The following is a 19001-nucleotide window of genomic DNA, read 5'->3' as shown; positions in this document are numbered from 1 at the left end:
TTTGTTCAGGGCGGAAATGATGCGAGCGAGCACGATCGAAGAACCTGCGCGGCAGGTCCCCCTCTATGGCGAATATGACGTGGTGGTGCTCGGCGGCGGACCGGCCGGCATCGCGGCCGCCGTCGGCGCGGCACGTGCCGGACGGCGGACGCTGCTGATCAGAGCCGGCCCCGGAATTCTGCACAGGGCGATAAGTGGAGTTTCTGGCTGACAGCGGGCACGCTGTGCCTGCGAATCAGGAGCGACAATGAGCAGAAGAACACGCCGGAACCACACACCGGAACCACACACCGGCCTTCAAGGCGAAGGTGGCGCTCGCCGCCGTGAAGGGCGATCGAACGCTGGCTCAGCTTGCCGAGCAGTTCGACGTCCACCCCAATCAGATCACGGCGTGGAAGGCTCAGCTTGAAAGCAAGGCCGCCGATGCGTTCGGTCCCGGCGGCGGCTCCGGAGCGGAGCAAGCAGCCATCGACGTGAAGTCGCTGCACGCCAAGATCGGCGAACTGACGCTGGAGAACGATTCCTAAGAAACGGCAGCATCTACTTTCGGCTCCAAGGGATGGAGAACAAAGCCGAATGCCTTGGCACGCCGATGCAAATTGTTGACCACTCGCGTCCGGTAACGCGTCTCGTAGGACGAGGCCCCGGGATCGACATAGTCCATTCCGTATCGCACAGCATTGTAGAACAGAACTGCGATCTTCCGGGCCGTGGCGGTCACGGCCTTGGCCTTGCCGATGCGCGCTGAGAGCCGTCTATAAAAGGCGCCGAGCGCAGTGTCTGTACGACCCACGGTCACGGCAGCAAGGCGCAGAAGTGCCGCCGCTCGGCCGCCGGATCGGCGCGTTCGGGACGAGAGCATTTTGCCGCCGGAGACCTTGTTGCTCGGCGCCAGTCCCAGCCAGGAGGTAAAATGCTTTGCACTTGGCCACGAGGAGAGGTCGTCGCCGCATTCAGCGATCAGCTTCAGCGAGAGGTAAGGACCGAGGCCGTCGATCGCGGTGAGGTCCTTTCCGAGCAACGCGAACAGCGCCTCGCGGACATCGAAAGCTGGAGCGTTCGCCTGATCGGTTCGATTCCGACGCCGCGAGACCCGCGGCGCTGATCCGTGGCCATGCCCCCGATGGAAGCTCAGTTCCTTCAACACGGCTTCAATTCGGGCGTCGCAGGCAGATGCCTTCTCGTGGTAGGCGTCGTAAAGCGCAAGTGCCTGCTCGAGCGCAAACAGATGCTCGGCGCGGTAGCTTCCGGTGAGCGCCTTCGCGATCGTCTCGGCGCTGGAGCGGCAACTATAATGGCGCAAGCACGCCAGCGCCTCAGGATCGCGCTCGCCGGCAAGGATCGCCCGTATGATACGCAGGCCGGTCACGCCGGTGATGTCGGTGACGACGTGGTGCAGCTGAAGATTCATCTCCGTCAAGGCCTTCTGCATATGCTGGATGTGTGAGGCCGCGTACTCCAGCAGACGCTCGCGCTGACGCACGTAGGCTCGCAGCTCGGCAATCTGCCCTTTGGGCCGAAAGCTGGCCCGCAGCAACCCGAATGAATGGAGCCGCTGCAGCCATTGCGCATCGCTGACATCGGTCTTGCGCCCCGGCACGTGCTTGGCATCGCGCGCGTTGACAAGAAACACGTTAAATCCCCGGGCATCGAGAAGCTCGAAGATCGGAATCCAGTAGACGCTGGTCGATTCCATGACGACAGTCTCGACGCCGCATTCAGTAAACCAGTCGACTAGCCGATGCAGATCAGCCGTGAAGGTACCGAAGCTGCGGACTGGCTCCGGTGCGCGATCTGCCCTCACGGCAGCCATGTGCATAGTCGCTCCGACGTCGATGGCAGCCGCGTCCGGGTGCACCATCTGCATCTTACCTCCGTTCCTCGACTTCGATCTTTTGGGGTTCATCTCTAATCCTCCTGCTGACGGCGGCGGAAGGGCTGGGCTGCGCTATACGTCAGATTCCTAAACGGGATCGCCGGATGGCGTCACCACTCTCAAGTGCGCGACAACCCATGGACCAGGTTTTTTAACGGGGTCACGTGCCACCAAAATCGTATCGGCCGCTCCCTCCCGGTCGGCAATCTAGCGCCGGTCCGTTTCTATCCCACAGGGGGAGCGCATCGCCGCGCATAGTTTTTTAGAAGGAGCGCTCACCAAGGCGGGATTGCTGAGCGCAAAGCGATGATCGACCGTGAGCACGAGCTGTCGATCACCAGGCAGGCGGAGGCTTTGAACATCAGCCGCGGCAGCGTGTACTACCTGCCGCGGCCGGTGCCGGACGCCGACCTTGCGATCATGCAGCGCCTCGACCGGCTGCATCTGGAGTTCCCTTTTGCCGGCTCTCGCATGTTGCGAGGGCTGCTGGCTGCCGATGGGTGCAAGATCGGCCGTCGGCATGTGAAGACGTTGATGCGGCGGATGGGGATAGAAGCGCTCTATCGCCGTCCACGCACGACAAAGCCCGAGCCGGGCCACAAGATCTACCCGTACCTGCTGCGCGGGATGGAGATCACGCGGCCGAACCAGGTGTGGGCGATGGACATCACCTACATCCCGATGGCGCGAGGCTTCGTCTATCTGGCGGTTGTGCTCGACTGGTTCAGCCGCCGCGTGCTGTCGTGGCGCGTATCGATCACCATGGAGGCGGCGTTCTGTGTCGCGACGCTTCAGGATGCCCTGGCTCGTCACGGCAAGCCGGACGTCTTCAATACGGATCAGGGCTCGCAGTTCACCGGACAGGCTTTTAACGGCGTGCTCGCCGACAACGGCATTGCGATCAGCATGGACGGCAAGGGAGCCTGGCGGGACAACGTGTTTGTCGAACGGCTATGGCGCAGCGTCAAATACGAGGAGGTGTATCTGCGGGCCTATGACAGCGTCAGCGAGGCCCTCGCGTCGATCGGCCGATACCTCGACTTCTACAACGGTCGGCGCCCGCATTCGAGCCTTGACGGCGTCACCCCCGATCAAGCCTACTTCAACCCGCTGCCACTCCGCTTGGCAGCCTAACCATGGCAGAGGCTCCACTTATCGACGCGGAAAATCTGTTCAGACAACCGGAGCCAGCTCAACCCATAGTCCGTAGTCTCTGCTCGGATTGAAAAACACCTGGCCATTGAAGCTCGCAAAATTTGCACCGTTAAGGGTTGGCCACAGCCCGCTAAATGTCAGTTGGTGGGTGCCGGCCGCGGTGCCGTCGGTAACCCACAAGTCAAACTGCCCGTTCGCGTCGCCGCCAATGAACACGACCTTGCTATCGACGATGGTCATGTTGCGAGGACTGAGGCCGTTGGCGCCGCTGATCCCGGTGATCTCGTGCGTACCGGCCGCTGTCCCGTCCGTGACCCACAGGCCGAAGGCCCCGCTCGCATTGGCGCCATTGAACAGAACTTTGCCGTTAAAGACGGTAAAGTCGGGATCGGGGTTGCCAACATTCGAAAAGAGGCCGCCCGAATTAGCGCCGCTGATGCTGGTAAGCTCGTGCGTACCGGCCGCCGTACCGTCCGTTACCCAAAGATTTAAGTTGCCGTTCGCATCTTTGCCCTCAAACAGCGCCAGGTGATTGAAAACGGCCAGGTGACCGCCACCGACACCAGTGACTTCGTGCGTACCAAGCGCCGTCCCATCAGTGACCCAGAGGCCCTGACTGCCACTCTCATTCGAGCCGAAGAAGAGCACTTCGTCGCCGAAGACCTCCATTGACTGAGGATTAATGCCCGGCGGATTCACAAGATTAAGACCTACGAGGTTCGCGCCGCTGATATCGGCAATTTCGTGCGTACCAGCGGCGGTCCCGTCGGTCGTCCATAAGCCTTTGACACCACTCGAATTGAGACCATTGAACAGAACCTGGCCATTAAAGGCAGTAAAATCCGGGTTCTCAACATTTGAAAAAAGACCGTCCGAATTCGCGCCGCTGATGCCGGTAAGTTCGTGCGTGCCGGCCGCGGTGCTGTCGGTTACCCATAAGCCAGAGGCCCCGTTTGAATTGAAACCGTCAAACAGAACCGTCCCGTCAAATACTGTGAAGTATCTGGGCAACAGCCCGCCCGAATTCGCGCCACTGATTCCGGTGAGTACGTGCGTGCCGGCCGCCGTACCATCAGTGACCCACAGACCTGCAGTGTCATTGGCGTCGATGCCCTCAAACAGAAGAAATTGATTTTGCATGACGCTCCCTCGACTTCCGCCAGGCTCACACGATCATGGAGCCCTCGGCGTCGCCTTCGAAACAAATCGCTACGCGCAACGACAACGACACGCATTGCGACGAGCACAGTCTGCCGCTCTTAGAGAACGGCGTGCGAATATCCAATTCAATCTTGGTTTCAGCCGCAGGGGTCACGATCCGACCCAGTCCCTGCGTGCCTGCCGATGGCATTGATGCTGCCAGTTGGAGTAACGGAGACCTCGGTGTGTCGCCGTCTTGTGTGGGCAGCTGTCAGGCGCTCAATTGCGCCCCGTCTCAATCTGACGCTCCTTTCGTTCGGGTGGCAAGCAGCAAGAAGCGAAGCGAAAAGTGACGGCGCATTACCAAGCGAAACGCGGCACCGGCGTACTCGTAGGCTTCGTCAAGCGCTTCCGGGTTAAGGCCGGGATTCATTCGGAGGTACTCCAACAGGAGGCGCGGCACGTTCGACGAACAGCAGGATGGGCGGTGTTGGCGCGCACGACGTTTCTACGGTGCGCATGTTCGCACCGGGGGTCCCCGACAGCTTTCGCGATCTCTTGAGCCTGCACTCGCTGGCGACAAAGTTCGCCACCGGAAAGTAGAAGGCGGTTTATATCCTCCTTTCCCCCGGTCGAGGCGGGCTAGCGAGACCCGGGCAACGACGTTCGTCACCGTTTCGAGTCATCGTTGTTTCCTCTTGATTTCCTGTTCTTGAAGTCGCCCGCATGAATCATTTTGCGCGTTGCATATGTCTCCAACGCAGGCAGCCTTTCCGCCCGGTTTTGTCTCGCAGCTAGTCGGGCCGACGAAACAATCCTGCGCCCCCGGGCGATATCTGGCACACCAAGCGGCGCAGGTTATTTTCCCCGCCGGACATGCTGCCATCGCGCTATCTGCTGTCCCGAGCGTAAGCACGAGCAATGCCATCACAGCGATCCAAACGTCTTTGTGCATTCTACCCTCCCATAGAACGCTGCAGACAAGCAGCCGTGTCACGGTAGCCTGAACGGGAATTTTGGGAAAGTCATGCAACAGGACCAATTCGTCTCTGTGCGGCTCGACTACCCGACCCAGCGCCGCTGCATCGAATAGACCCATTCGGCGGTCCTCGCTCATCCAAGGTTTGCGAGGCGGCGGGACATATCGCTCGAGCGCGGGAATATGCTTCGCGATCAGCTCAGCCAGGCTACGCTTGTTCGGGCATTCGTAGCGCTCAAATGTGCTTCGGACCTGATCGCGCGAATATGCAAAAACGGAACGTCGCGGTCTTTCGCGAGCACACGGATCGAGGCATTGAGAGTGGTGATCCACCGCGCTCGTTGCGTGCCTTGCGCGGTCGTGTCCTGGATAACGAGTACCGCGTATCTCGCGTATTTCCCAATCGAACGGCGATGCGTGGCCTTCGAAAACGACGAATGCGAAACCGCGCGTGTTTATGTAACGTAGCGCCGCAACTGCAGCTTTAGTCCTTCAGGATGACGAGCATTCTCGATTCGCCATTCCTTGTCTGAACCTACAACCATAATCGTCAATTCACCTCGAACCGGATCGGAAGCTTCTTCGGGCCGTTGACAAAATAGGCCTGGGTCATCTTCACCTCGCCGTCGAGCGACAGCGATTTCAGATGCGGCAGCAGTTCCTCGAACAGGATGCGCATCTCGAGCTTGGCGAGATACTGGCCGAGACAGAGATGCGCGCCGTAGCCGAACGCGACATGGCGGTTGGGCTTGCGGTCGCTGCGGAAGCGATAGGGTTCCTCGAACACCTCCTCGTCGCGATTGCCCGAGGCGTAGCACAGCATCAGCCAGTCGCCCTTTGCGATCTTGCGGCCGCCGAGCTCGGTGTCGGCGGTGGCCGAGCGCATGAAATGCTTGACCGGGGTCATCCAGCGGATCGCCTCGTCGACCAGGCCCGGGATCAGTTCCGGATTGGCCTTCACCCTGGCGAATTCCGCGGGGTCGTTCGCCAGCGCCCAGATCGCGCCCGCGGTCGAGGATGACGTGGTGTCGTGGCCCGCGGTCGCCACGATCATGTAATAGCTGGTCTGATCGTGCTCGGGCATATAGTCGCCGCCGATCTTCGCGTTGGCGATGACGGTGGCGAGATCCTCGCGCGGATTCTGGCGGCGATTTTCGGTGATCTTGCGGAAGTAAGCCGAGAAGTCGGCGATGATCGCCTGCAACATCACTGAGACTTGTTCCGCGCTCAGCGCGTCGCGGACGCGCGCGGTGTCGGGATCCTGCGGGCCGAACAGCTCCTGCGTCAGCTTGAGCATGCGCGGCTCGTCCGCCTCCGGCACGCCGAGAATCTCCATGATGACGTGCAGCGGATAGCCGAGCGCGACGTCCTCGACGAAATCGCAGGCGCCGCCGCGGTCGAGCATGCGCTGCACCGTGGCCCGCGCGATCTCGCGGACGCGGCCTTCGAACTTGCCGAGATTGGCCGGCATGAACCAGCCCTGCGTCAGCGCGCGGTATTTCGGATGGTCGGGCGCATCCATCTGCACCAGCGAGCGCACCAGATTGGGTCCGCCGGTGATCTTGCGAACGCGTTCCTCGAGCGCCTGGTTGGTCAGCGTGGTCGGCCGGTCGGCATTGTGGAACAGGTCGTTCTGGCGGCTGATCGCCTGGATATGCGCGTGCTTGGTCACCACCCAGAACGGATCAAATTTCTCCGGCCGGGCGATGCCGAGCGGGTTGTTGGCGCGCAGCCAGCGATAAGCGTCGTGAATGCGATCGTCGGCATAGGCGACCGGATCGACGAGGGTTGCCGCGATGTCTGCGGGGATGTCGAGATTCCCGGTCGTTACCGTGTCCATGATCGTCCTCACCCGCCAAAGCATCGGTCGCGCCGATGATCACCGGAATCTATGTAGATTGAAAGAGCGAGCGCATGTCGATCGGCTCGCCTCATACGGCACGAAACATGTGCCTTTCAGCTCGTTCTAGTAATCTCTCCAGAAAGTCTAGCTTGAATTGCGTCGTGTTAGACGGATTTCCTTGAAGCTCCTCATAGAGACCATTTGCGCGGCGAACTGTGACCTCATGGAGCTCGGACAACAGCCCGGGAAATAGTTCCGAAAGAGTTGTATCAAACAGCAGCGCGAATATGAACGCAGCCTCAAGGCTCGGTTTGCGCTTCGCGCCCTCAAGGCGCGAAATCGCAGTTCGGCACTTGACCCCGATGAGAAAAGCGATCTCTTTTTGCGTAAATCCAAAACGGCGGCGAAGAGGTCGAATGCATGATTTGAGGTCGTAATTCATAGCGTGGTGGCCTTATGACAGGCACACACGCAATTATTCACCTGAGAACGCCTCAGTTCGAGACACGAAAAAGTGCCGACTTGTCACCGAAATAGAACGCCGTACCCCATTTTGGCTTTGACAATAGTGCCAGCGTTTCGATGAAAGGAGTGTGGAGCGGGACAAGGGGACGTGGGGAGTTCGCGCAGGCGTGCCGAGAGTCGCTAATGGTCGATCATGCCGTAATCACCGCCATCCTATGGCGTACCTGCTTCGTCCCCAAAGACATTCACGCCGTAACGTTCGCACAGAAGCGTCACTTTCTCCTTCTCGCTCAGCGGAACGAACGTGCAATCGCTACGCTCTCGCCACGACATCTCGGCGTACAGTGGCGTATCGCGGCAACTCGACGGTCCGTAGTTTCCCACGGGTCGCCAAGAGGTTAGCTGCTGACACTCATTTGGACTACTACCAAAACCGGGAGGCATTCATTCGCCCCTACCGGCGGATTTCACAACGGTTGATCAGCAACTTGGTGCGGTTCGGCGCATTGGGCCGGAACGGAAGCGATTGCTGGTATCGAAAGCCATAGCCTACACGGTAGAGTACGCTTCCTACAGACAAATAATAACGAGCCGATCTGTGTCTCGAAGGGGACGCCAATTGTTCACGTCGATAACATGATCGCGCTGTTGGCCTCGATGAGCACTAAAGAACTGAGTTGCGTTTGCAAGTTATGCCGACCTCCTCAGCGCCTCCAAACAGCCGGAGCCCGGATCGGCTGGTGGAAAAGCCGTGAACGACTCGATTGCCTTATTAGCTGGGGTTGAGCTGACCCCGCACAAATGTCGCTCATATGTGGCATTTCTGATTCTTGGAGTGTTATACTTGCGCAAATGATGGGAGCTTGCCGCGGGCGCTCGGCCTTCAACTGACTCAGCGTGACACGTCTGGTCAGTTCGGACAGGTTGATCGCGCTGTCCGGCCGCCGACGCACCGACAGACGATGACGCAAATAGAGCGTCAGGTTCAGCGGCGTGTCCGGCGCCAGATAGTCTGCATCACCAAACGCCGGCCGCCAGAGCGCGGTTGCGTCGCATCACTTTTCCGCCACAGCGATCAAGGACCGATGGCGTGCCGCGGGATCGACCAGATGAAGTCCGTCTGCAACGCCAGCAACGATTGGTTCGACCCGCCGGGATTGTTCCAGAACCACTCCGTTAGCGGCGCACCGTTCGGGCTGCAGGGCCGATCCTGGCCGCCGGGTCACACTGCCGGACTCGGCGGTGAGAGGAAGCCAGCCCTGGTCGTTCCGCGGCCGTTCGCATCGGCCCGTTGGAATGACACCAGAGGGGATCATGCCGAACGGACCGCCCGGATCACCCGCTGCAAGTGCGCCTCGTCAACATCCACGCCGGCGCGCACGACCACCTCGCCAATCGGCAATTTCGATCACTGCGCCTGCCACAGAAGCCACCACACCCTCGCAACTCGAGGGCTGCGAGCGATAATGCCGCTCGGCCCGAGCATCACGGCGCCAGGCGAACAGCTGCGACGGGTGAATGCCGATCCGGCGGGCGATCGCCGATACGCTCGCGCCAGGCTCCAGCGCCTCTGTCACAACTTGCGCCTTGAACTCGTCCGACCAACGTCGGCGAAGCTGACGCGGCGCTCCCTCCAAGACAGTCGGCGACCGCTTCGATCATATGGAAGGTTCTAGCCCGTCCTATTCGTGAGAGTGCTTTTTTTAGTCCGATTTGACGAGGCGCGCGGGATTGCCTTCGGCTTTTCACCGCCTGACGACCGTTACTTTGCAACGCGCTTGAGGTGTAGGTTGGGCGAACGGCGTCCTCGTAGCCGCAGCAGATCGCGAACATGCGCGCGCGGAACATATCGACAAGGCTGTGCACGACCCGCGTCGGATCGCGCCGATCCGGGAACACCCGGGCCAAATTGTCGGCCAAGCCGAGACGCCGCTCGGCCATCGCCAGAAGCATCACGCCCCCGTTCGAGGTCAGCCGACCGCCATCGAAGGCAGCTGTGACTTTCCTGGCGTGAACGGCTGGAAACGAGAAGGGCAGAATCGTATCATCGGTCATGGCGGGCCTGGTGTTCGCGGCTGAAGGTGATGGGGTTGGCTTTATAACCGAATCCTACGCCGCATCAGCGCTTTACACCACGCTCGCCAGCCTCTCAGGCGCCCTCTCGCGAATAAGACGGGCTAGTTCCAGAACTAGGCGCAGACATAGAAGCTCACATCGGCTCACAAACTCAGCAGCCGATAGCCGATCGCTCACCCACTCCGCCAGACGGGGTCTCTTTGCCGCTTACCATGCGGTTCGAGACGGCATCCGTTAATGACCTATCCGACGGAGTCGGGCTCTAGGATGCTTTGGGGCCCTGGCCCGGCAGCTCGAAGAGAACGCCGACCACTTCCAGTAAATCGCTCACACAGATAAGCCTTGCGATCTGTCCAAACTAAGCAACTGGGCTGGAGTGGTACCGTCAGGATTGAGGCTTTCCAAGACGACCATCTTGTTGTGGACGCGCAGACGCTTGAAGTAGCTTTCGCCCGAGTCGTCTACCGCCACGACAAGCCGCCCTTCGAGCCGCATTAATGTGTCTGGACCAAATGTCGTAGGATGAGTGACAAGAAATTGCCCGTCAAGCGCGATAGGCTCGGCACTTCGACCTTGTACTTCGAACAGACGCGCATTCGCTAAAGCTTTTTCGACCAAATGAAAGTCGCTTACCGCCCTTGCCTCCTGGTTGACGTTATCAGGCGGTGGGGATGCAATGTGGGAGACGAACAATGTCCCCACGATCTTCTTTTGCTGCACCATTTCTTTTGGTGCGATCACTGGCTGAGGGAGTTGATGAGGTTCGAGCGTTTGCCCTGTTAAGACCGCCATCGTCGGGTGAAGATCTGTTTCGCTGTGTCGGCGGGCCAACAGCTGTTCGCCAAAAGTTGCGACGACCAAGCTGTGCTTGGTCACGGGTGCAAAATTCGAAACGATCAGAAAGTCTCCTATTCCTGCGACCGGATCGAGTGTACTGGCCGTTAGCTGGTAGATATCGTGATTGAAGAGTTTTACAGGTTGGGCTGAATCCCATTCCTTGAGGGTGACGATTCCATCGCCCGCCTTTCCATCCGTCTTCGCCGCAGCAGCCACGCCGGTCTTCATCAGCGTAAGTGCCTTTAGCGTGTCCCTATGACCGTTCGGGAACGCAACAACATTGTCTCGCCACGCAAACATTCGCGGCTCGCCAGCAAATGCCTCGAATTGCGCGCATACATGGAACGCTTGATGCAACTTGGGCCGAAGTTGGTTATCCCAGAACTTCCTTATATCGGCTGCCTGCGCCACTCCGAGAGTTTCGTTATCTTTGTGGTGAGGATCATTGATGATGTTCATTTCTTTGCCGCCGCCACCCATGAGCATGTCAACGAGCTCTTTAAAGGTCTGGCGGTTGAACGGAGCCACGTGCGCCTCGCGCAAGGTCGTGCAATCTGCCGGCTTGAGGGCATCGATGAGCCGCAAGGCCGACTGCTATGACAATGCTCCAATGGAGAGCTTCTTTCACACGCTCAAAATCGAGCTCGTCTACCACACTCACTATGCAACACGCGCAGAGGCCACACGTGATATCTTTGCTTACATTGAAGGCTTCTACAATCGAACTCGTCGTCACTCCGCCATCGGCTATGTCAGTCCGATCGAGATGGAGCTAAAAGCAGCTTAACCTTGTCCATTTTTTCGGGGGAAGATCATCGACCAACTTGGAGATACCGCCGATGGCGCAGCGAAGCTGGGAAACAAAGCCCAACGCTTTTACAAATATGCTAAGGATCAAGGCATTGACGCAATTGTAGGCTCGTTCACAACGAACATAGGCAAGGCAGAGATCCACGCCAAAGCCTTAGCGATCGACCTTTCCGGCCTCCGAACACTCGGCGAGAAAGACCATCATAAATCACTTCTTGACGCTGCGAAGTCGGCTTCCGCTCAAGCTACCGAACACATCGCAACGCTCAAGACCGAGATTGCAGACACCCTGGACACAAGCGTTGCGGCCGCTCGAACCCGGGTAAAGCAAGCAGTAGAGAGCACTCGCGCTATTACGAAGCTGGGCGTGAATGGAATTATACAGTTCGAAGCCTGGGTAGCTCTGAAAACCGCTTCTAAGGATGACGATTTTAGGTCCCTTCCCAACGCTATAGAGGCATCAAAGGAGCAACTCAAAGAAGCGGTGCACTGGCACGAGCGCCAGAGGGGAGACGCAAGATTGAGACTCAAGGCGCTAGCGGCGCAATACTTCGTTGAGCCTGAAGGCGACCCTTTCGCGATATGTCCGCTCTGCGAAGGACAGCTTACAAATGAACAGCAAAAGAGCCTTGCAGCCCAACTTTTGGAATTGCGGGCGCACGCGTCCGCGGCAGAACGGAAGATTGACGACGCTTGCGGCGCCATAGATCGGGAATTAAGGGCACTATTGACGTCGGACGTTCGAAAGCACTTCGACCTTCTTCGCACGATGGTTCCGAAGAACGCATATTCAGAGGCTGCGCGTTCTCGCTTTGCGACCAATGAAGCCTTCAGCGACGTACTCACCGGTATCGCCAAACTCACTAACGAGATTGTCGATGAACAGGCGGCTGCCCTCCCGGATTTTACGAGACCGACCATGGAGACCTTGTCGCCAGATGCTCCTCAGTCCGTGATCGACCTCTGCCAAACCATGCATTCACTCCAGGTCGTATCTGACCTCGCGCTGTGGTGGGAAGAGTGCCTCGCTCGCCTCAGCGACCTTGGAAGGGTTTTGTTCGACAAGAAATCTGAACAGTCGTCTTAGGCCGGGCGTATTGAGCGTTATCGAACCCGCCTTGTGGTTGTCGAACTTCGTCCAAGAAAGAGGCGTGCCCTTGAGCAACTGGGCCTTTACTTCGCTTGGCGATATCTGCATTTCGGCCCCAGCTTTGTTTGCGCCCCAGCAGCTTCCGTAAGTCCGACTAAGCACGCGGGGCCAATCAAATCAGTTGTGCACACAGCATATATATCCTTTTGCGAGCATCTAAGCCAGTTGGGTCAAGGGCAAACCACAACTCATTCGTAGTACGCATACGACGAAGGCCGCCTGATTGACGCATGCGCGTGGGCGTGGCGATCTGTAAGATAGCGTTGGGTGAAGGTCAGGCGGCCTGCTGATCGGTGGGGTTGTTGGCTTGCCGCAGGAGCTTCCATTCCCAGGGCAGCAGTTCGCGCAGACGCGAAGTGGGAAGATCGGCGATCCGGGCGAGGACGTCGGCGAGCCAGGCTTTGGGATCGACGTTGTTCAGGCGGCAGGTCGTGATCATCGTCAGCATGATGGCAGCGCGGTCGGCGCCGCGCAGGCTGCCGGCGAAGGTCCAGTTGCGCCTGCCCAACGCGATGCCGCGCAACGCTCTTTCAGCGGCATTATTGCTGAGGCAGATCCTGCCATCATCGAGGAAGCGGGAGAAGTCGTCCCAGCGCCTGAGCATGTAGTTCATGGGCTTCAGGACCTCGGAGGAGCGCGACAGGGCTTCTCGCTCGCGGAGCAGCCAGTCGTGCAAGTCATCGAGAAGCGGCTTGCTCCTCTCCTGGCGTACGGCACGCCGCTCGTCGGCATTGCGGCCGTTGATGGCGCGCTCGATCTCGAACAGAGCGTCAAGACGCCTGACCGCCTCCAGCGCGATCGGGGAGACCGGTTTGCCCTTGCGGCCTTCCCTGGCCGTTTTCTCGATGTCGGCCAGCTCGAAGAATCCCCGCCGCGCATGGGCCAGGCAAAATGCGGGCGTGATCGGCATCGCTTTTCTTTTCGGATCGAACAACGGCTCGAAGCCGCTATAGCAATCCGCCTGCAAGATACCGGCGAAGGCGGCCAGATGCTTCTGGGGATGTTCGCCCCGTCGGTCGCTCGAGGCGTAATAGACCGCCGCCGGCGGCGCAGGCCCGGCGAACGGCTGGTCATCCCGCACATACGTCCAGATCCGCCCAGTCGTGCACTTGCCCTTCGCCAGGATGCGGATGGTGGTGTCGTCGCCATGTAGGCGCTCGGCCGCGAGCACATGGTGCTCGATCAGCTGGAACAGCGGCATAACGGCGAAGGTTCCGTGGCCGACCTGGTCGGCCAGCGTCGACAGCGGCAGATCGATCCTCTCGGCCTTAAAGCGCACGCTCTGACGGTTGAGCGGGATATGCATGCCGAACTTGTCGAACAGGATTGTCGCCAGCAGTTGCGGACCGATGAAGCCACGCGGTGTGGCATGGAACGGCGCGGGCGGCTGGCTGATCTTCTCACAATCGCGGCAGGTGAACTTTTCCCGCACCGTCTCGATCAGCTTGAACCGGCGCGGGATCTCCTCCAACGTCTCGGTCACATCCTCGCCCAGCTTCGCCAGGCGCGATCCGCCGCAGCAGGCGCAGCTCGTTGGCGCCTCAATGACGACCCGCTCGCGTTCGATGTCGTCCGGCCAAGGCTTGCGCACCGGCCGCTTGCGCGTGAAGGCCCGAACGTTCTGTACCTTTGCAGCCGCGGCACGCGCGGCGAGCTCATCCTCACTCGCCATGGTGATGAGTTCTTCGAGCTCCAATTCCAATTGCTCGATCAGCCGCGCCGTGCGCTCGGACCGCGGCCCGTACAGTTCGCGTTTGAGCTTCTCGATCCGCAGTTCGAGATGTGCGATCAACGCTTCGTTGTCCGACAGCTCCGCCCGCGCGCTGGCGGCATCCGCGACTGCGATATCGCGCTCAACTTGCAACGCCTTGCGCTCGGCCAGCAGCGCCATGTAGGCGCTCGCAAGATCCGCAGGAAGATCGTCTGGCTTCGAGCTCATGAAGCCATTGAATCAGATCGAGCAGCAGATTCAAACCCAAAACGGTTATCCGACCCGCGTCGGACGCTGGGTTTCTTGCGGGGTGCGCCAATCGATTCCGGACAACAGATAACTCAACTGCGCCGGCGAGATCGTTACCGTTTCACCGCCAACCGATGGCCAGATGAACCTTCCTCGCTCGAGTCTTTTGGTAAAAAGGCATGCTCCTTGGCCGTCGTGCCAGATCAGCTTCACAAGATCGCTGCGGCGACCGCGGAAGACAAACAAATGACCGCTGAGCGGGTCTTTGTGCAGCACCTCCTGCACTTGGAGCGCCAACGACGGAAAGCCTCGGCGCATGTCCGTGTAGCCTGTCGCGAGCCACACTCGCGCGCCCGTCGGAACCGGGATCATCGGCGGACCAAAGCATCGAGAACGCGACGTAGCGCATCTCCATCAACGTCGCCATCGACCCGGATGCGGTGCCCGCTACCAAGATCAATCTCGATGATGCCCTGGCTCTTGCGTCGACGCGCCGTTGGCGTCAACGCCGCTTCGGCCACCTCCCGCGGTAGCGCAGACGGCCCAATCTCGACCGGAACAAACGGCGCTATGCTCGCTTCGCCGTGCCTGCAAAGCTCCTTACGCCACCTGAACAGCTGGCTCACATGAAGCCCGGCCACGCGAGCCACCTCGGAAACATTGGCGCCGGGCTCGAGCGACGCTGCGACGAGCCGTTCCTTCTCATCCTGCGACCACCGGCGCCGCCGCTCGACCGTTGTGATCACCTCCGCCCTCGAAATCGTCATAGCGCTTCTCCTAGGATTACCCCTAGGACCTGCAGCGCTCGCGCCCATCAAACAAGGCGGCCCTTAGCGGAGGAATACCATTCGTAAGCGCGAAGCCGATTGTTCGCCGTCAGGGCGTGTGAGACAAATTGAGGGATTTTGCGGAGGGAGGATTTTTGGTTCATCGTAGCCACCAGGAGCGAAGATGAAGCAGACATCCGGACCGGGCAAAGCACCGGCAGAACAAGTCCTAAAGGACATTAGGCGACAGACCCGCCGGCATTATGCGGCGGAAGAGAAGATTCCGCATCGTGCTGGAAGGATTGCGCGGCGAGGAGAATCTCTCCGAGCTGTGCCGCCGCGAGGGCATTGCCGCCTCGATGTACAAGGAGTTCCTCGAAGCTGGTAAGCGCCGCTTGGCGGGCGACACGGCGCGAGCTGCGACCTCCGGCGAGGTGAAGGATCTCCGCCGGGAGGCCGCCGCTCTGAGGGAGGCTGTAGCCGATCTGCCCCTGGAGAACCGTCTGCTCAAAAAAAGCATGAACGGGCCCTATCGGTGAATGCTTCGCATTCACCTGTCGGGTGAGAGATGGGGAGGATGAGGCATGAGGTATCCCGCCTCCGAGAAGGCCGAGATCATCCAGCTGGTCGAGCAATCGCATCTTCCGGTCAAGCGCGCGATCCCACGCGCCACGTTCTATCGCTGGTATGATCGCTACCGCGAGGGGGGCGTTGAAGCGCTGGCCGATCACCGGTCTCGACCAGGCCGGTCGCATCCCCGACGATGTGCGGGGCCAGATCATCGACCTGGCGCTGGAGTTACCTGAGCTGTCGCCCCGCGAGCTGGCCGTGCGGTTCACCGACGAACGAAAGTACTTTGTGTCCGAAGCGTCGGTCTATCGGCTGCTGAAGGCGCATGACCTCATCACCAGCCCTGCCTATGTGGTGATCAAGGCCGCGAACGAGTTCAAGGACAAGACGACGGCCGTCAACCAGCTCTGGCAGACCGACTTCACCTAGCTCAAGATCACCGGATGGGGGTGGTACTATCTCTCGACCGAGCTTGACGACTTCTCGCGCTACGTCGTGGCCTGGAGGCTTGATCCCACCATGTGCGCTTCCGACGTCACGTCCACCCTCGACCAGGCATTCGCTGTATCCGGCCTTGACCACAGCGCCGTCGCGCACCGGCCAAGGCCTCTCAGCGACAATGGTTCGAGTTACGTGGCGGACGATCTGGCCAAGTGGCTCGACCAGAACGGCATGCAGCATGTGCGCGGTGCTCCGTACCATCCCCAGACCCAGGGAAAGATCGAGCCCTGGCATCAGACGCTGAAGAACCGCATTCTGCTTGACAACTACTACCTGCCTGGCGATCTCGAACGGCAGATATCGGCCTTCGTCGAACACTACAATCAAGTTCGCTATCATGAGAGCATCGACAACCTTACACCAGCCGATGTCTACTTCGGCGGAGCCAAGGCGATCCTCGCAGAGCGAAAACGCATCCAGCGCGACACCATCGCAAACCGCCGCTTGCAGCATCAACTGCAGGCAGCTTAAACTCTAACCCCTGATGAGCCAGAGCCTCCCTTCTCGAACGGCCTGATCAGTCTCAAATTATCTGACAACGGACAAGCAGACTGCTAGCGTACATGCATAGCGCTACCGTTTGCGGATTGTGTACGTCTTTGTGAGCGTTTCTTTGAATATGAACCACCCAAGCCAAACTAGGAAAAATCCGAATGCCAGCATTAAGAGCCATTCGAGGTTTAAGTTCGCTAACCCGTAGGCGTCAACGAAATAGCAAGCGTCTCGAATGGTTACCAACCCCAGCAGGCCAATTGAGATCGCAACTACGTAGGGCATCGATGCACCCGATGTTTCTTGACCTTGGCGTCGAGGTCAGCGCGCATGCATTGATAGATCTTCTTGATCATCCAGCGCTTATGGCCCGCGGAGGACCACCGATCTGTGCGCACTCGTTTGACGATCGCAAAATATGGAGCCATCCACTCCTCAATCGGGATGTGCTTTGCCGCCAAATCGGGACTCGCCTCCTCGAAGACAATCTCAGCAGGAATAGGGGCTGGCTGGCCCAGCCGGACAATCCAGCCCGTAAATGTTGGCGCTCCGCGCGTCCGCGTCCATCGTGATGATTGGCGCTAAAAAGTCTTTCCAGTTCTTCTGGGCCTCCGCAGCCCGCTGCAACGCCGCGCGAATAGAAGGCATGTCTCCCTGACCGCTACCAGCTACGCCGCCAGTTAGGTTCTTCAGGTTTGATGGGTGCGTGTGGATCACGCCGAGGACGTATTTGTTTGCGGGAAGCAATTCCATGTTGAGGTAGTATTCAATAAATGGTGCGTTGAGCTGAACGTGACCCCGGCCTCTGTTTAAGCGGCCGTCGGGCCCAACCATTGGCGGCATCGGTCTGCAATCGGTCACACGGTGCGGATCACTGAGGCTCCCCGCGAGAATTGCGTAGAGCTCGGGCGGATGTCGGCAAATCGAATTCAATAGAATCTGCCGGACGCCATGATCCATTCTAATTATCGGATGATCTCCACCACTGAGAGCTCCCCTCATGATCTCCTTTTAGCTCCATGGTTTGCCATCGCGGATATAACGAGACGTGCGTTCAGCCCACAACATCGCGAGAAAAATGGCTGCCGGTAGATCACGAGGCTCTTTGCCGGGCCAGATGCAGATGCGGGGTCGTCCCATGCAGAGGCCCAACCGATGGGTGGCACTCGCATCGCTGGCACGGCCACCATAGTCTCGCTGTTGCTCGATGAAAATGTTGTAGCTTTCCGCGGTGCGCTCGAACCGGAACACGGAGAAATCGCCAAGTACACTTTGGTGGCTCAGTCGCCCGTTGCTCTGGTCGGGAACCTGTTGACGGATTGAAGCCAGGTTCGGGTTGCCGCCGCAGTATACATTCTTTAACTGCACAGGCATCGATCCCTCCGTCCCCGGTCTCACTGCGATGGGCAGTCGCCTGCCCATCGCGTCGCTCTGGTCGAGTTCGGCTCCCCAATCAATGGAAAGTGTCAGGACCAATCGGTGATGGTTCCCAGACCGAAAGACGTTGAGCTGTCGTTCCCATATTCTTCTCCTCATTGCCTATCGCGCTCCTGGTTAGGGTCTTCCGGGCGCTGCACCGGAGGCTTCGCGCACGCGCTCGTGCCACACACCGGGCACCGCCAGCCGACGGGAAGCGGCTCGCGGTAGGCCCGGATCGGAAAAATCTCTCCACTTGCGGCATGAATTCCATTCAACCCGATCCAGCATGGCAGCTGGGTGAAATGCTCCCCAATGGATGCGATGGATAACGTCGAGCCAACCCGGTAGTGGAGAAGTCCGAGCGCGACCCACGCCGCCTTGACATTCAAGGTCTCCGGAACGATGCGGTGACTATTGTAAAACGGCGGCGATTGATGTCCGGCCTCATGAAGATCGCACGCGCTCTTGAGAAAGCACCGCACGCAGCCGAGCCCCGCAGGATTCCGCAAAGTGCCCGCGATAACGTATTGCCGATTGTCGCCTTCCGTCCTGATATGCAACGCATCGATGCCGAGCTGAACGGCGGCTCGGCTCAGTCGAATTGCCGCAGACAGACTATCTGTTCCGTCGATGACGAGATCGGCACCTCCAAGGACGGCGTCGAGATCTTCAAGCTCATTGTCGCGGCAGGGGAACGTCTCGACGCGCGCATCTGGATTAATGCGCTTGACACGGTTGGCAGCAACATCCCCCTTTAGTTCTCCGATGTCATCGCACGCGAAGCCCGACTGACCAATATTTTCGCGCTCGACGATGCCACCGTCGACGAGGATAAAATGACCGATTCCAGTTGAGGCAAGAACTTCGATGTTGCTCAAGCTCCTACCGGTGCCGAGGAACGCGATCGTTGTCCCGGACAGGAGCCCGGTGCAGAGCTGTCCCCGTTGTCGATCCGCTATTT

At 59.3% G+C, this 19001-nt stretch carries 14 protein-coding genes and 5 pseudogenes; 6 read left to right on the top strand and 13 right to left on the bottom strand.

Features of this window, described 5'->3' with window-relative positions:
- The first annotated feature begins 19 nt into the window (after positions 1-19).
- Complete coding sequence (locus HAP54_RS16825; protein WP_312022851.1) at positions 20-211, top strand: FAD-dependent oxidoreductase; 192 nt, start codon at positions 20-22, stop codon at positions 209-211.
- Between the two features lie 67 nt (positions 212-278).
- A pseudogene (locus HAP54_RS16820) lies at positions 279-521 on the top strand (transposase); the annotation flags it as partial.
- A gap of 2 nt (positions 522-523) precedes the next feature.
- Here the strand turns inward: HAP54_RS16820 and HAP54_RS16815 are convergent.
- Positions 524-1906: an IS110 family transposase gene (locus tag HAP54_RS16815; protein WP_166298319.1), complete on the bottom strand. Its 1383-nt coding sequence runs from the start codon at positions 1904-1906 to the stop codon at positions 524-526.
- 228 nt (positions 1907-2134) lie between these two features.
- On the opposite strand from HAP54_RS16815, the pseudogene HAP54_RS16810 reads away from it, so the two are divergent.
- Positions 2135-3010: pseudogene (locus HAP54_RS16810) on the top strand (IS3 family transposase); the annotation flags it as partial.
- A gap of 39 nt (positions 3011-3049) precedes the next feature.
- Here the strand turns inward: HAP54_RS16810 and HAP54_RS16805 are convergent.
- The 6 genes and pseudogenes from HAP54_RS16805 to HAP54_RS16780 all read right to left on the bottom strand — a co-directional run bounded on the left by HAP54_RS16805 (position 3050) and on the right by HAP54_RS16780 (position 10956).
- Positions 3050-4171, bottom strand: coding sequence for a hypothetical protein (locus tag HAP54_RS16805; protein ID WP_166301830.1), 1122 nt, complete (start codon positions 4169-4171; stop codon positions 3050-3052).
- Between the two features lie 1529 nt (positions 4172-5700).
- A complete protein-coding gene (locus HAP54_RS16800) occupies positions 5701-6990 on the bottom strand; it encodes a cytochrome P450 (RefSeq protein WP_166301827.1) in 1290 nt (429 codons plus the stop codon).
- Between the two features lie 91 nt (positions 6991-7081).
- On the bottom strand, positions 7082-7435 hold the full coding sequence (locus tag HAP54_RS16795) for a helix-turn-helix transcriptional regulator (protein ID WP_166301824.1): 354 nt from the start codon (positions 7433-7435) through the stop codon (positions 7082-7084).
- 1381 nt (positions 7436-8816) lie between these two features.
- Positions 8817-9035, bottom strand: coding sequence for a transposase (locus HAP54_RS52500; protein WP_166301821.1), 219 nt, complete (start codon positions 9033-9035; stop codon positions 8817-8819).
- A 223-nt stretch (positions 9036-9258) separates the two neighbouring features.
- Positions 9259-9513, bottom strand: a pseudogene (locus HAP54_RS16785) (transposase); the annotation flags it as partial.
- A 348-nt stretch (positions 9514-9861) separates the two neighbouring features.
- Complete coding sequence (locus HAP54_RS16780) at positions 9862-10956, bottom strand: hypothetical protein (RefSeq protein ID WP_166301818.1); 1095 nt, start codon at positions 10954-10956, stop codon at positions 9862-9864.
- On the opposite strand from HAP54_RS16780, the pseudogene HAP54_RS16775 reads away from it, so the two are divergent.
- Positions 10937-11158, top strand: a pseudogene (locus HAP54_RS16775) (IS3 family transposase); the annotation flags it as partial. The gene HAP54_RS16780 and the pseudogene HAP54_RS16775 overlap by 20 nt on opposite strands.
- Positions 11159-11701: 543 nt before the next feature.
- Complete coding sequence (locus HAP54_RS16770) at positions 11702-12268, top strand: hypothetical protein (protein ID WP_166301812.1); 567 nt, start codon at positions 11702-11704, stop codon at positions 12266-12268.
- A 337-nt stretch (positions 12269-12605) separates the two neighbouring features.
- Here HAP54_RS16770 and tnpC read toward each other — a convergent pair whose 3' ends face one another.
- The 3 genes from tnpC to tnpA are packed head-to-tail and all read right to left on the bottom strand — an operon-like array spanning position 12606 to position 15058.
- On the bottom strand, positions 12606-14270 hold the full coding sequence (gene tnpC, locus HAP54_RS16765) for an IS66 family transposase (protein ID WP_166294112.1): 1665 nt from the start codon (positions 14268-14270) through the stop codon (positions 12606-12608).
- 45 nt (positions 14271-14315) lie between these two features.
- On the bottom strand, positions 14316-14663 hold the full coding sequence (gene tnpB, locus HAP54_RS16760) for an IS66 family insertion sequence element accessory protein TnpB (RefSeq protein WP_028182053.1): 348 nt from the start codon (positions 14661-14663) through the stop codon (positions 14316-14318).
- Positions 14660-15058: an IS66-like element accessory protein TnpA gene (tnpA, locus tag HAP54_RS16755; protein WP_166294114.1), complete on the bottom strand. Its 399-nt coding sequence runs from the start codon at positions 15056-15058 to the stop codon at positions 14660-14662. Before tnpA ends, tnpB begins: the two co-directional genes overlap by 4 nt.
- 184 nt (positions 15059-15242) lie before the next feature.
- On the opposite strand from tnpA, the pseudogene HAP54_RS16750 reads away from it, so the two are divergent.
- Positions 15243-16600, top strand: a pseudogene (locus HAP54_RS16750) (IS3 family transposase).
- 510 nt (positions 16601-17110) lie between these two features.
- Here the strand turns inward: HAP54_RS16750 and HAP54_RS16745 are convergent.
- The 3 genes from HAP54_RS16745 to HAP54_RS16735 form a co-directional block, all read right to left on the bottom strand.
- A complete protein-coding gene (locus HAP54_RS16745) occupies positions 17111-17581 on the bottom strand; it encodes a hypothetical protein (RefSeq protein WP_166301809.1) in 471 nt (156 codons plus the stop codon).
- Positions 17582-17632: 51 nt separating this feature from the next.
- Positions 17633-17995, bottom strand: a complete 363-nt coding sequence (locus HAP54_RS16740; protein WP_166301806.1) for a hypothetical protein — start codon at positions 17993-17995, stop codon at positions 17633-17635.
- Positions 17996-18153: 158 nt separating this feature from the next.
- On the bottom strand, positions 18154-18918 hold the full coding sequence (locus HAP54_RS16735; protein ID WP_166301803.1) for a HesA/MoeB/ThiF family protein: 765 nt from the start codon (positions 18916-18918) through the stop codon (positions 18154-18156).
- Positions 18919-19001 lie beyond the last annotated feature (83 nt).

This window comes from Bradyrhizobium sp. 2S1, assembly GCF_011516625.5.
Lineage (GTDB): Bacteria > Pseudomonadota > Alphaproteobacteria > Rhizobiales > Xanthobacteraceae > Bradyrhizobium > Bradyrhizobium septentrionale.
Note: the sequence above shows the minus strand (reverse complement) of the source record. Positions and strands in the feature narration are given on the sequence as shown.

Coding starts and splice junctions, on each gene's coding strand:
- HAP54_RS16800 (WP_166301827.1), bottom strand. CDS start 6,990: ATGGACACGGTAACGACCGGGAATCTCGACATCCCCGCAGACATCGCG.
- HAP54_RS16740 (WP_166301806.1), bottom strand. CDS start 17,995: ATGCCTGTGCAGTTAAAGAATGTATACTGCGGCGGCAACCCGAACCTG.
- HAP54_RS16805 (WP_166301830.1), bottom strand. CDS start 4,171: ATGCAAAATCAATTTCTTCTGTTTGAGGGCATCGACGCCAATGACACT.
- HAP54_RS16815 (WP_166298319.1), bottom strand. CDS start 1,906: ATGAACCCCAAAAGATCGAAGTCGAGGAACGGAGGTAAGATGCAGATG.
- tnpC (WP_166294112.1), bottom strand. CDS start 14,270: ATGAGCTCGAAGCCAGACGATCTTCCTGCGGATCTTGCGAGCGCCTAC.
- HAP54_RS16795 (WP_166301824.1), bottom strand. CDS start 7,435: ATGAATTACGACCTCAAATCATGCATTCGACCTCTTCGCCGCCGTTTT.
- HAP54_RS16825 (WP_312022851.1), top strand. CDS start 20: ATGCGAGCGAGCACGATCGAAGAACCTGCGCGGCAGGTCCCCCTCTAT.
- tnpB (WP_028182053.1), bottom strand. CDS start 14,663: ATGATCCCGGTTCCGACGGGCGCGCGAGTGTGGCTCGCGACAGGCTAC.
- tnpA (WP_166294114.1), bottom strand. CDS start 15,058: ATGACGATTTCGAGGGCGGAGGTGATCACAACGGTCGAGCGGCGGCGC.
- HAP54_RS16745 (WP_166301809.1), bottom strand. CDS start 17,581: ATGGATCATGGCGTCCGGCAGATTCTATTGAATTCGATTTGCCGACAT.